This is a genomic window from Pseudomonas mediterranea CFBP 5447, assembly GCF_000774145.1.
GTDB lineage: Bacteria > Pseudomonadota > Gammaproteobacteria > Pseudomonadales > Pseudomonadaceae > Aquipseudomonas > Aquipseudomonas mediterranea.
On record NZ_KN322983.1, the window covers coordinates 317,664 to 330,769 of the forward strand.

Below are 13,106 nucleotides of genomic sequence, written 5' to 3' on the forward strand. Positions count from 1 at the left end.
GCATCGATGTGGCGTACCTGTGGTTGGGTCCTTGTGGGCAGTGCGCTGATCCTGGCGTTGTCCCTGGGTGTGCGGCATGGTTTTGGGTTGTTCCTGGCCCCCATGAGCACCGAGTTCGGCTGGGGGCGTGAGGTGTTCGCCTTCGCCATCGCCCTGCAGAACCTGATCTGGGGCCTGGCGCAGCCGTTTACCGGGGCGTTGGCTGATCGCTTCGGTGCGGCGAAAGTGGTGCTGATCGGCGGTGTGCTCTACGCCGTGGGCCTGGTGTTCATGGGGTTGTCGGATTCCGCCTGGTCGCTGTCATTGAGTGCAGGGCTGCTGATCGGTATCGGTCTGTCCGGTACGTCTTTCTCGGTGATCCTCGGGGTGGTCGGTCGGGCCGTACCGGCGGAAAAACGCAGCCTGGGCATGGGCATTGCCAGTGCCGCCGGTTCCTTCGGCCAGTTCGCGATGTTGCCGGGCACCCTGGGTTTGATCGGCTGGCTCGGCTGGTCCGCTGCGCTGCTGGCCCTGGGGCTGCTGGTGGCGCTGATCGTGCCGCTGGTGCGCATGCTCAAGGACACGCCGACGCCCTTGGCCGGTCATGAGCAGACTTTGTCCGAAGCGCTGCGCGAAGCGTGCAATCATTCCGGGTTCTGGTTGCTGGCGTTCGGCTTTTTCGTCTGCGGTTTCCAGGTGGTGTTCATCGGCGTGCACCTGCCGGCCTACCTGGTGGACCAACACCTGGCGGCCAGCGTCGGCACCACCGTGCTGGCCCTGGTCGGGCTGTTCAATATCTTCGGCACCTACACCGCCGGCTGGCTCGGCGGGCGCATGTCCAAGCCGCGGCTGCTGACAGGGTTGTACCTGGCGCGGGCGGTGGTGATCAGCCTGTTCCTGTGGCTGCCGGTCACCACCACCACGGCCTACGCGTTCGGCATGGCGATGGGATTCCTGTGGCTCTCCACCGTGCCCTTGACCAACGGCACCGTAGCCACCCTGTTCGGTGTGCGAAATCTCTCGATGCTGGGTGGGATCGTGTTCCTGTTCCACCAGTTGGGATCGTTCCTGGGCGGCTGGCTGGGCGGGGTGGTGTATGACCGCACCGGCAGCTACGACCTGATCTGGCAAGTCGCTGTCTTGCTCAGCTTGCTGGCGGCGGCGCTGAACTGGCCGGTGCGCGAGCGTCCGGTGGCGCGCCTGCAAATTCAGGCCGGTGCGGCATGAGTCGCGTCGGCCCCTGGTTGATCGTGGCCGGCGCGGTCCTGCTGCTGGCGTTTGCCTGGTGGGGCTGGCATCAGGGCGGGTTGGCCTTGATGCAACTGGGCATGGGCAACTGCTGAGCGGTGGACGCATCTGGTCATGACGAGTAACGTCGTGGTCTGACATGTCTTCAAGGAAGTGCCTACATGCTGATGCGCTGGTTAGCTATTCCCACCCTGCTGCTGGTTGTGACCGGGCAAGCATGGGCCTCCGACTGCCCACCGTTGCTGGAAGGGGCGTTGCCCAAGCTGCGAGCCAAGGAAACCATCGACCTGTGTCAGCGCTTCGCCGGCAAACCGCTGGTGGTGGTCAACACCGCCAGCTTCTGCGGCTTCGCGCCCCAGTTCAAAGGCCTCGAAGCACTGAACCAGCGCTACAAGGACCAAGGGCTGCAAGTGCTGGGCGTGCCGTCCAACGACTTCAAGCAGGAGTCCAAGGACGGTGCCGAGACGGCCAAGGTCTGTTACGTCAACTATGGCGTGACCTTCACCATGACCGAACCGCAACCGGTACGCGGTGCCGACGCCATACCATTGTTCAAGCATTTGGCCGAACAGTCCGGCGCGCCGAAATGGAATTTCTATAAGTACGTGGTGGATCGGCAGGGTAAGGTTGTTGCCAGTTTCTCCAGTCGGATCAAACCTGACGATCCTGAGTTCATCAAGGCGGTGGAGGCAGCCATCGCGTCTAAACCCTGATCGCTGGCCACGAAAAAGCCCCGGCTCTTTGCAGAGTGCGGGGCTTTTTCGCTTCGGATGGCGAGGGGTTCAGGCTCGCCGTGGATCATCAGAAGCGGTAGGTTGCGCCAACACCGAAGCCGTTTGCGCTGTTTTCGTATTCAGCGCTATAGGCCTGGCCCAATGCATTGGTACGGTTGACGTTGACCTTCTCCTCCTTGAGGTAGGAATAGGCAACGTCGATGGTCAGGTCGTCGGTCGGACTCCAGCCGGCACCCAGGCTGAAGATGGTCCGGTCGCCGGTTGGGATGCGTGGCGAGCGGTCTGTGTTGTTGGCGGGCGACTGGTCGAAGCTCAGGCCGGTGCGCAGTACCCACTGCTTGTTCAGCTGGTAGGAGGTGCCGATGGCGTAGGCCCAGGTGTCGTGCCAGTTCTGTTCTTCGGTGATGGTGCCGAAAAGGAGTGGGTTCAAGCCACCGCCGCCGGTAATATCGTTGTTCACGGTGATGTCTTTCAGGCGGCTCCAGCGAGTCCAAGTGCTACCAGCATAGACCTTCCAGGCATCGTTGATGTCCTGGGTCACCGAAAAGTCCACCGACTCAGGCGTGGTGATATCCAGCGACGCGTCGTAACGCCCAGCAGCCAAAGCCACGGGTGGCGTACCTGCGCCAGGAGTTACCTCGGTGTGGCCGTCGAGTTTGTACTTGACTTTGGAGTGGTAGGTCAGGCCGACGCGGGTGGTGTCGGTCGCCTGAACCAGCAGACCGATATTGTAGCCGTAGCCAATGTCGTCACCCTTGATCTTAACGTTGCCATTGCCGGGTAAGCCTGGTACGTCCAGCGCCGACTCCAACTGACCGGAAATACGGTTGATCGTCGGACCGAAACCAATCGAAACCTTGTCGTTGAAGGCATAGCTGATGGTTGGCTGGAAGGTCACGACCTTCACTTCGCTCTTGCTGCCGAAGTTACGACCTTGGAAATTGCTTTCATAATCGGTGATCAGGCCGAAAGGGGCATAGACACCCAAGCCAAAAGCCCACTGATCATCAATAGGCTTGACGTAATAGCCCATCGGAACCCCAGTGAACGGAACCATGTCGCCCTTGTTGGTACCGGACTGGGTACCGCTGGCATCGTTGATGTCAGTAGAGGCGTCAATGGCGGCGAAGCCACCCGTCACTTGCTGGCGCTTGAGACGCGACATGCCGGCAGGGTTGCCAAACACGGTACTTGCATCATCGGCAGAAGAGGAACGACCCGCGAAACCAGTGCCCATGCCACTGATACTCTGTTCGTTCAGGGCAAAACCACTGGCGAACAACTGCGAGGAGGCCAAAGTTACGGCGAGGCCAAGGGTGGTTTTGAGCATCATTTTTTTCATTGTTAGAACTCCGTGTGGTCACCGAGGCGAAAATTACCAACATTTTCGTTCAAGCGCTATAGCCTGTGTTGCGTGAGTTAGAGCGGTTTTGTAGGACAATCCGACCAAATTCGCGACCGTTGTAGGAAGTTTCCAAACATCCTCTTCAGCACGCGACCTGGTTCAGCGATGAAACACAGTGTTGCCAGGCGCAGGTGAAGTCCCGCAGGCGCCCTTGGGGGTGAAACGTCTGGCGCCAGATCCGGGCCATGCCCAGCAGATCGTCGGCGTCGGGAAGCGGGATGTTCTGTTCCTCCACCAGCAGCCAGGCGATGGCAGTGGCGTAGCGCAGGTTGACGGTCAGTTCCAGGTGCGGACCGCTGAGAAAGGCATGTTGGCTGGCCAGGCCGCGCACAAGGCTGGCGCGCTCTGGATCCAGTGCCAGGTAATGATCCCAGAGTGCTTGATGACGGCATTCGGTAATGCGATACAGGCCATGGCCGCGACGGTCGTGCAGGGCTGAGCCCAGGCCGGACTGGCTGGCGGCAATGCCCAACAGCAAGGATTCCGCCGTTGCGCTGTGACGCCCCAGGTACAGGAGCGTCGGGCGGATCACATATCGACACAGTTCGCTGGCAGCGATACCCATAACACCCTCGAAGCGTAAGAAGGGCGGAGCCTGGAGGAGTGGGGCTTGGCAGCGGTGGATCGGTCCAGGCTCCGCCGGCAGCGGATCATGCCGCTTGACTTGAAGTGTAGTGTGATATTTCCGTTGTAAAGGTCTGTTTTTAAAACATCTTCCGCGAGCGGTTATAACTGTTATATCCGTTGGTGCTTAAGCCGCTTCGCTTTATCGAGAAGTTTCAGGCAATAAAAAGCCCCGCTTTTCGGGCGGGGCCTTTGGGTTTTCAGCGCTTCGGGCGTCTCAGGCAACCAGTGCCTGACGGGTACGCTCGATCACGGCCTGCAGCGGTTCTGCGCTGGAGTACTGATCGGGGTACAGGCGTTCGCTGTGACGGGCGATGCCGTGTTCGTTGACCAGCGTGAAGCTGAAGCAGCCTTTGCGAGCGGCCATGATCAGGCAGTTCATTGGAGCAAAAGCGTTGGTTAGGGTGCGGATGGCATCCTGTGTCTGGATTTGAGTCGACATGTTATGGGTGTTCCTACAAATGACACGGTTAAGAACCGTGCAACGTTAAAACGTTCCAGTAACGTCGACCACCATTGGTCGAACGAAGAACCCGACTGGAACAAAGCAGCCAGTTCGAGCGCTATATGAAAGTGCGCGCTTGGGCTGGCAGGTAGGTACTTAGGAGGGCAGGCGACACAGCAAGGGCAAAGGTTCTGGGCCCGGGGTGAAGATCCTGATCAATTTTGCAGGTTGGTTCGGTCAGAGTAATCAACTTGGCAGCACCCTTTGTATTCAGTCAAAGGCTGTGTCACGCAAGATTTACCTGGAAACCATCGAGGGGGTCGGTCTCTTTTATCGGTGAGGCGTCCCTTGGGGATGGCTGACCGTGGAGATGTGTTCGACCCGGAATTGACTTTCAGCTTGGTACTAACGGCGCGGATGTTAACGGATCGAGCGGCATAAGGGAAGCGGGTTGTTCAAAAAATATCCAGATCCGCTGCGTTTGGTCGGAAGGGCGGGGCTGGAGCGCTGTGCCGTTGAGTCGGGTTATCCCCAGGCTTACCGCTAAAATGCATCAGGAAAGCGCAGCGATATAACCGGTTTGGGTGTTACTTGTGCACACTCCTCGGGGTGTTTGTCACCGAACTGTCATGTCGCACCAATCCAGGGTGGGTGCCTGTATCCAAAATTTAAGTCAATGAAAAACATCGCTTTTTTTTACTGGTGAAAAAATCGTCAGTTTGAGCGCAGGCCCCGTCCCATAGGGCTTTCGACCCCTTCAGGGGGGGTTGTCCACTGAGTTATCCACAGCTTCTGTGGATTGTCCCAAGCACTTGCTCTAGCACGGGCGTGCCGGTTTTTTTCGGCTTTACCCACAAGAAAAAAGGAGTAGAGTGGCGCGCCTTTCGATCTGCCCCATAGTGCGTTATGAAGTTTCGCTCAGTATCAAATCCTGTTACTTCCACACCCCCTGGTGTTACCCCGCCCAAGCGCATGTCGATGCGCGTTGCCGAGTGGTTGCTCGACAGCCCACGTCTGGGAGAAAGCCCTGGTATCAAGCACCTGGCCGGCCGGCTACTCAAGCAACCGGCTCGCGAAGGTGTCGTCGCTGCGCAAAGTCGCCTTGGCCAGTTGATGTGCCGTGAATGCGGTAACGCCCGGGACCGACGCATCGGCCAGGACCTGCTGCGCCAGGCTGCCCGCGCCGGGGACCAGCGGGCCCGGCAGGCGCTGCTTGAAATAGAAGACTGAGCTGGGCAACCCCCAGCGGCTTGGTTAACCTTCGGGCTTTATCTGATCGGCAGGATTTGTCATGGCTATGGATTTGACCAGCCTGTTGTTGGGCCTGGCAGGCGCCGCGGTGCCGTTGCTCGCGCTGGCCTGGCACCTGCAACGCCAGGCCAGTGCCGCGCAAACCGAAGTGGCGCTGCTGGAAGAGCGCCTGGCCACTGCGCACTTGGCCCATGATGGCCTGAACGCCCAGCTCGATGCCTGCCGCGACGAAATCAGCGACCTGAGCCAGGCCAATGGGGCCAAGCAAGCCGAACTCGCGGCGGCCTGCCGGGAGGTCGAACTGTTGCAGATCGAGCGTGATAATGCCCGGGATGCGGCCCATGCCTGGAACCTGGAACGTGCTGGTAAAGAGGCGGAACTGCGGCGGCTCGATGCCCAGGCGGCGTCGCTGCATGCCGAATTGCGCGAGCAACAGGAAAACCATCAGCAACGCCTGGATGACCTGCAAGGTTCGCGGGACGCATTGCGGGCTCAGTTCGCCGAGCTGGCCGGAAAAATCTTCGATGAACGCGAGCAACGCTTCGCCGAAACCAGCCAGCAGCGCCTCGGGCAGTTGCTCGATCCGTTGAAAGAGCGCATCCAGTCTTTCGAAAAACGCGTCGAAGAAAGCTATCAGGCCGAAGCCCGGGAGCGTTTTTCCCTGGGCAAGGAGCTGGAGCGCCTGCAACAGCTGAACCTGCGCCTGAGCGATGAAGCCACCAACCTGACTCGTGCGCTCAAGGGCCAGAAGACCCAGGGCAACTGGGGCGAGTTGATTCTCGAGCGGGTGCTCGAGCACGCGGGCCTGGAGAAGGGCCGTGAGTATCAGACCCAGGTCAGCCTCAAGGGCCCGGACGGCGAGCGGTTCCAGCCCGACGTGTTGATCTACCTGCCCGGCGACAAGCAGGTGGTGGTCGATTCCAAGGTCAGTCTCACCGCCTATCAGCAGTTCGTGGCCGCTGAAGATGACGCCATCGGCCAGTTAGCCCTCAAGCAACACATCGTGTCGCTGCGGGCCCATGTCAAAGGACTCGCCGGCAAGGACTACAAACGCCTGGACGGTTTGCACAGCCTGGATTTCGTGCTGCTGTTCGTGCCGATCGAAGCGGCGTTTTCCGCTGCCCTGCAAGCCGAGCCGAACCTGTTCCAGGAAGCCTTCGATCGCAATATCGTGATCGTCAGCCCGACCACGTTGCTGGCGACGCTGCGGGTGATCGACAGCTTGTGGAAGCAGGAGCGCCAGAGCCAGAACGCCCGGGAGATCGCCGAGCGGGCCGGTTGGCTGTACGACAAGTTCGTGCTGTTCATCCAGGACCTGGACGAAATCGGCAACCGCCTGCAACAACTGGACAAGGCCTACAGTGCCGCTCGCAACAAGCTGACAGAAGGGCGCGGCAACCTGGTCAGTCGCACCGAGCAACTCAAGCTGCTCGGCGCCCGGGCGAGCAAGCGGTTACCGGGTGAACTGCTTGAGCGGGCGATGACCGATGAGGATGGGCTGCCCGAGTTGGCGGAAGAAGTCGATGCTAAACCCGACGCTTGATCAGGCACTAATGCAAGCCCCGTGATTGATGCGAATCCTTTGGCTGATGCAAACCTTGTGGCGAGGGGATTTATCCCCGCTTGAGTGCGCAGCACTCACATAAGGGAGGCTGCTGCGCAGCCTGACGGGGATAAATCCCCTCGCCACAAGTTCGATGCCTGGCCGGAGCTGCGTAGCTTCTACAACGGCAAATGCCGACTCAATAACGCCCTCAACGCCGCCGGTTTCACCGGTTTTGCCAGGTAATCCAGCCCGGCGGCGTGTACCTGCGCCACCGTCTCGGGGCGGCCGTCGGCGCTGATCACAACCCCTGGCACCGGTTCACCCATACGGGTGCGCAACCAGGCCATCAGCTCGGTACCGGTCTCGCCATCGTCCAGGTGAAAGTCCACCAGGGCCAGTTGCGGGCGTCCGCCTTCGGCGAGCCAGCGCTCGCATTCTTCACGGTTGCGTGCGGTCCACACCTGGCAACCCCAGCGGGTCAACAAGCTGTTCATGCCGATCAGGATGCTGTCTTCATTATCGACACACAAAACCTGCGCGCCGCTGGGCAAATGGCCGTTGGGCTCGGCCACGATATGGGGCACAGCCACCTGCGTATGGGCCAGCGGTACGCTGACGCTGAACACACTGCCGCGTCCCGGCCAGGAGCGCACGCGCAAGGTATGGCCGAGTACGCGGCACAGCCCGTCGGCGATGGCCAGGCCCAGGCCCAGGCCTTTTTCGGCGCGGGTCTGATGGCTGTCCAGGCGTTTGAACTCTTCGAAAATCACTTGTTGCTTGTCTTCGGCGATGCCCGGCCCGCGGTCCCAGACCTCCAGGCATAGCTCGCCGCTGCGCCGACGCACGCCCAGCAGCACCGGTCCCTTGGCATAGCGGAAGGCATTGGTGAGGAAGTTCTGCAGGATACGCCGCAGCAATTTGATGTCGCTGTCGACCCGCAATCGCGAGCCGCGAACGCGGAATTTCAGGCCTTGTTCCCGCGCCAGCACCGTGAACTCGGCGCCGAGGGTGTCGAACAGGTCATTGAGGGCGAAGGCTTTGCGGTCGGGGTTGATCTTGCCGTTTTCCAGGCGGGAAATGTCCAGCAGGTCGGTGATCAGGTCTTCGGCCGAGCGCAGTGAACTGTCCAGGTGTTGTACCAGTTGCCGGGCTTCGCCTGGCAAACCGTCGTGCTGATGGGACAGCGCGGCGGAGAACAGCCGAGCGGCATTGAGGGGTTGCATCAGGTCATGGCTGACGGCGGCCAGGAAGCGGGTCTTGGATTGATAGGCCGCTTCGGCGGTGCTTTTGGCTTCGGTCAGGGCTTCGTTCAGTTGCGACAACTCCCGGGTGCGTTCGGCCACCCGTTGCTCCAGCCCTTCGTTGGCTTCGGTCAGGGCCTGTGCGGCTTCGCGGAAGGCGGTGATGTCGGTGAAGCTCATGACGAAACCGCCGCCCGGCATCGGGTTGCCGATCAGCTCGATCACCCGGCCGTTCGGGAACAGCCGCTCGGATGTATGGGCGCGGCCCTGGCGCATCCAGTGCAGGCGCCGGGCGACGTGGACTTCGGCCTCGCCCGGACCACAGAGGCCGCGTTCGGCGTTGTAGCGGATGATGTCGGCAATCGGCCGGCCGACGCTGATCAGGCCGTCCGGGTAGTTGAACAGTTCCAGGTAACGACGGTTCCACGCCACCAATCGCAAGGACTGGTCGACCACGCTGATGCCCTGGGTGATGTTCTCGATGGCCCCTTGCAGCAGGGCGCGGTTGAACTGCAGCACTTCCGAGGTTTCGTCAGCGATCCGGACGACATCCTCCAGTTGCATCTCCCGACCTTCAATCGCGGCTTTTACCACGGCCCGCGTCGACGAGGCCCCGAGCACACCGGCCAACAGGCGTTCGGTGTGGGCGATCCACTCGCTGTCGGCGTTCTGGTTCGGGTTGAAGCCCTTGCCCTGGCGGTAGGCAAAGCGGATGAAACTCTGGCGTGCCCGTTCCTCGCCGACGAAGCGTGCCGCCAGTTGCAGCAGGTCTTCGATGTGCACCGCCAGCATTGACCGGGCGTTAGGGCGGGCGCTGATTTCCTGGCCGATGAAGCGTCCGGCCTGCCAGTGCTCCGACACCCGGGTGCGCGACAGCACCGAGATCCAGGCAAACAGCGTGAAATTACCGGCCAGGGATAGGACGACGCCCTGGGTCAGCGGGCTGATCGGCAGATGCAATGGGTTGCCGTGCAGCCAGGCCAGGCCCGGAAAGGTATTCAGGGACCAGCCGAGGCTGTGGGCGGCAATTGGCAACACCAGGGTGTAGAACCAGAGGAAAATCCCGGCGGCGAGGCCGGCGAATACACCGCGGCGGTTCGCCTGTTTCCAGTACAGCGCGCCGAGCATGGCCGGCGCCAATTGGGTGACCGCGGCGAAGGCGATCTGGCCGATGGTCGCCAGGCTCGCGGTGGAGCCCAGCAGTCGGTAGCTGACGTAGGCCAGTAGCAGGATCACCACGATGCTCACCCGCCGCACCGAGAGCATCCACTGGCGGAACACCTCGAACGGCCGCTCGGCGTTGTTGCGACGCAACAGCCAGGGCAGCAGCATGTCGTTGGACACCATGGTGGACAGGGCTACGCTCGCGACGATCACCATGCCGGTGGCCGCCGAAGCGCCGCCAATGAACGCCAGCAACGCCAGCGCCGGATGAGCCTGCGCCAGCGGCAGGCTGATGACGAACGAATCCGGCAGCACTGAGCTGGGCAACATCATCTGCCCGGCGAGGGCGATGGGTACCACGAACAGCGCGGCCAGAGCCAGGTAGGCGGGGAATACCCACTTGGCCAGGCGCAGGTCCTGGGGCTCGATGTTCTCCACCACGGTCACGTGAAATTGTCGCGGCAGGCAGATGATCGCCATCATCGCCACCCCGGTCTGCACCACCATGGACGGCCAGTTGATGGTTTCTTTCCAGTATTGCTCCAGGCGCGGAGCGAGCATCGCCTGGTCGAACAGGTCGTTGAAGCCATCGTAGAGGCCGTACGTCACGAACGCGCCGACCGCGAGGAAGGCGAACAGCTTGACCAGTGATTCGAAGGCGATGGCCAACACCATGCCACGGTGGTGTTCGGTGGCGTCGAGGTTGCGAGTGCCGAACACAATGGTGAACAAGGCCAGGATCAGCGAGACGATCAGCGCGGTGTCCTGGGCGCGGGTGCCCATGGCATCGGCGCCGGCGCCGATCAACAGGTTCACTCCGAGCACGATGCCCTTGAGCTGCAAGGCAATGTACGGCAGCACGCCCACCAGGCAGATCAGCGCGACCACCACCGCCAGCGACTGGGACTTGCCGTAGCGGGCGGCGATGAAGTCGGCGATGGAGGTGATGTTCTCCTGCTTACTGATCATCACCATTTTTTGCAGGACCCAGGGCGCCAGCACCAGCAGCAGGATCGGCCCGAGGTAGATCGGCAGGAACGACCAGAGCTGTTCGGCGGCCTGGCCCACCGCGCCGAAGAACGTCCAACTGGTGCAATACACCGCCAGCGACAGGCTGTAGACCCAGGCCCGCACCCGTGGCGGCAACGGCGTGCTGCGCCGGTCGCCGTAGAAGGCGATGGCGAACATGATGGCCATATAGGCCAGGGCGACGATGGCGATCAGCCCGCTGGACAACGACATGGAAACTCCCGAACGAAGAACACCGGGGCCTGGGCCCGGCAAGACAGTCTCGCATGCCCGCTCGGGTTCGTCAGTGTCGACCAAGGTCGAGGCGTGGTGGGGGGGTGCAGCCTGGGGGAGGGTTTCACGGGCCTCATCGCGAGCAGGCTCGCTCCCACAAGGGATTCGCAGTGGTCACGAATCGCTCATCCACCGCAGAACAAAATGTGGGAGCGGGCTTGCTCGCGAAAGCGCCGGGTCAGCTTGCATCAATGGTGAATGTAAAGTCGTCTTCGCGAGCAAGCCCGCTCCCACAGGGTTATGGACCATTCACAGATCCGGCGTGCGCCGCCAGTTCCTGTGGGAGCGAGCCTGCTCGCGATGGCTGCCTTACTGACCCAACGCGATATCAATCAACCGATACAGTTCCTCAACCTCCAGCGGTGCGCTGGCAAACAGAATGCGGAAGACCGTCGGCGCCACCACCAGGTTGATCCACCGTTCGACGCCTGGGTTGGGCTCGTCGGGGTAGCGGTCGAAGATGATCTGCAACTGCGCGCCGATGATCCCCACGCAATGCCCTGGCGTGGCGCAGGCCTGGATGTCGCGCATCATGTTGCGACCCGGTTCGGAACTCATCTCGTCGAGGTATTGCTCGGCCCAGGCACGCAGGTCGCCGCGCAGGCTGCCGGTGTTGGCCGGTTCGCTGTCATGGCGCATGCGGGCCACAGCGACATCGGCCAGCAGCGCCGGCAGGTCACCCCAGCGCCGGTAGATGGTGGACGGCGTCACCCCCGCGCGCGCGGCAATCTGCGGCACGGTCAGCGTGGCGCGGTCCTGTTCCTGGAGCAGGGCGCGGACGGCCGAATGGATCGACTCTTGTACCCGGGCGCTTCTGCCGCCGGGGCGTAAACCTTCTTTAATAGCCATGGGGGCAGACCTTAACACAAAGAATTTGCTTTAAGAGCACGTCGGTAGCACACTCGGCAAAAGCAAAAAATTAGCTTTTGCTGATATTTTGTGAACAGCTTCTGCGGAGTGTGCCCATGTCCCGTCCAGCTTCGACCCGTGCCAGCCTGATCTTCCTGGCAATCACCTTGCTTGGCTTCCTCGCCGCCTCCAGCGCGCCGACGCCGTTGTATCACCTCTATCAGGAACACATGCAGTTTTCCCCGGCAATCCTTACGCTGATCTTCGGTGTCTATGCGTTCAGTTTGTTGGCGGCTTTGCTGACCGTGGGCTCGTTATCGGATTACCTGGGGCGCAAACCGGTGATCTTCGTGGCGCTGTTGCTCAACATGCTGGCAATGCTGCTGTTTATCAATGCCGACAGCATCGCTTGGCTGATCGGGGCCCGGTTGATCCAAGGCTTCGCCACCGGCATGGCCACCAGTGTACTGGGGGCCGCGCTGCTGGACTTCGATCGTCAACAAGGCCCGCTGATCACCAGTGTCGCGCCCTTGCTGGGGATGGCCTTTGGGGCGCTGGGGTGTGGCTTGCTGGCGGAGTTTGCGCCGTTGCCCCTGCAACTGACCTATTGGCTGTTGTTGGGTTTGTTTCTGGCCCAGGCGATTTATCTCTGGCGCCTGGGAGAAAGTGTCAGTCCGCAACCCGGTGCCTGGCAGTCCTTGCGTCCAACTCTGCATGTGCCGCCGCAGGCGCGACGGCCCCTGTGGCTGGTGTTGCCGTTGAACCTGGCGGCTTGGGCGGTGGGCGGTTTCTATCTGTCGTTGGCACCGTCCCTGGTGCGGGCAGCGACCGGATCGACCTCCAACCTGATTGGCGGTGCATTGGTGGCAGCCCTGACGCTCACCGGGGCCTTGTCCATCTACACGCTGCGCAACCAAAGCGCGGAGAAAATGCTGCGTCTTGCCGCCAGCTTATTGATAACCGGCCTCGCACTGGTGTTGATCGCCGCGCACACGGGGAGCCTGCCGTTGTTCTTCATCGGCACGCTGGTGACCGGCAGCGGTTTCGGCGCGGGGTTCCTCGGCGCGTTGCGCAGCATCATGCCGCTGGCCTTGCCCCATGAGCGGGCCGGTTTGATGTCGGCATTCTATGTGCTCAGTTACCTGGCGTTCAGCTTGCCGTCACTGCTGGCCGGGAACCTGACGCGGGTGTTCGGGTTGATCCCGACAACCGATGGTTATGGTCTGGTGCTGATTCTGTTGGCAATCGCTGCGTTGCTGGGGTTGTTGCGTCAGGCTGCCAAACCGGCAGGCAGTGGCGTCCGACCTTGATACGTTGA

Annotated in this window: 10 protein-coding genes; 5 read left to right on the plus strand and 5 right to left on the minus strand. The window is 61.5% G+C overall.

The window, feature by feature from the left end:
* Positions 1 to 6: 6 nt before the first annotated feature.
* Together N005_RS06910 and N005_RS06915 are read left to right on the plus strand one after the other, a co-directional pair.
* The gene (locus N005_RS06910) at positions 7 to 1,206 is read left to right on the plus strand and encodes an MFS transporter (protein WP_408003365.1); all 1,200 of its coding nucleotides are present in this window, start codon (positions 7 to 9) and stop codon (positions 1,204 to 1,206) included.
* A 182-nt stretch (positions 1,207 to 1,388) separates the two neighbouring features.
* Positions 1,389 to 1,940 carry a glutathione peroxidase gene (locus tag N005_RS06915; RefSeq protein WP_047700517.1) on the plus strand — a complete coding sequence of 184 codons (552 nt, stop codon included), beginning with the start codon at positions 1,389 to 1,391 and terminating at the stop codon, positions 1,938 to 1,940.
* An 88-nt stretch (positions 1,941 to 2,028) separates the two neighbouring features.
* Here N005_RS06915 and N005_RS06920 read toward each other — a convergent pair whose 3' ends face one another.
* From N005_RS06920 to N005_RS06930, 3 genes are all read right to left on the minus strand, one after another.
* A complete protein-coding gene (locus N005_RS06920) occupies positions 2,029 to 3,303 on the minus strand; it encodes an OmpP1/FadL family transporter (RefSeq protein WP_047700518.1) in 1,275 nt (424 codons plus the stop codon).
* Between the two features lie 145 nt (positions 3,304 to 3,448).
* Positions 3,449 to 3,931, minus strand: coding sequence for a hypothetical protein (locus tag N005_RS06925; protein ID WP_047700519.1), 483 nt, complete (start codon positions 3,929 to 3,931; stop codon positions 3,449 to 3,451).
* A gap of 276 nt (positions 3,932 to 4,207) precedes the next feature.
* On the minus strand, positions 4,208 to 4,432 hold the full coding sequence (locus N005_RS06930; RefSeq protein WP_008051046.1) for a hypothetical protein: 225 nt from the start codon (positions 4,430 to 4,432) through the stop codon (positions 4,208 to 4,210).
* Positions 4,433 to 5,341: 909 nt separating this feature from the next.
* Here N005_RS06930 and N005_RS28060 point away from each other — a divergent pair.
* Entirely contained in the window at positions 5,342 to 5,665 is a 324-nt protein-coding gene (locus N005_RS28060; protein WP_081993228.1) for an SEL1-like repeat protein, read from the plus strand.
* A gap of 175 nt (positions 5,666 to 5,840) precedes the next feature.
* Positions 5,841 to 7,229: a DNA recombination protein RmuC gene (locus N005_RS06940; RefSeq protein ID WP_162843636.1), complete on the plus strand. Its 1,389-nt coding sequence runs from the start codon at positions 5,841 to 5,843 to the stop codon at positions 7,227 to 7,229.
* A gap of 179 nt (positions 7,230 to 7,408) precedes the next feature.
* Here N005_RS06940 and N005_RS06945 read toward each other — a convergent pair whose 3' ends face one another.
* Both N005_RS06945 and N005_RS06950 read right to left on the minus strand, forming a co-directional pair.
* Positions 7,409 to 10,879, minus strand: coding sequence for a hybrid sensor histidine kinase/response regulator (locus tag N005_RS06945; RefSeq protein ID WP_047700522.1), 3,471 nt, complete (start codon positions 10,877 to 10,879; stop codon positions 7,409 to 7,411).
* Between the two features lie 369 nt (positions 10,880 to 11,248).
* Positions 11,249 to 11,788 carry a TetR/AcrR family transcriptional regulator gene (locus N005_RS06950; RefSeq protein ID WP_047700523.1) on the minus strand — a complete coding sequence of 180 codons (540 nt, stop codon included), beginning with the start codon at positions 11,786 to 11,788 and terminating at the stop codon, positions 11,249 to 11,251.
* A gap of 116 nt (positions 11,789 to 11,904) precedes the next feature.
* Between N005_RS06950 and N005_RS06955 the strand changes: the two genes are divergently transcribed.
* Positions 11,905 to 13,098 (plus strand): MFS transporter, encoded by a 1,194-nt coding sequence (locus N005_RS06955; RefSeq protein ID WP_047700524.1) that lies wholly within the window; start codon positions 11,905 to 11,907, stop codon positions 13,096 to 13,098.
* The last annotated feature ends 8 nt before the right edge of the window (positions 13,099 to 13,106 follow it).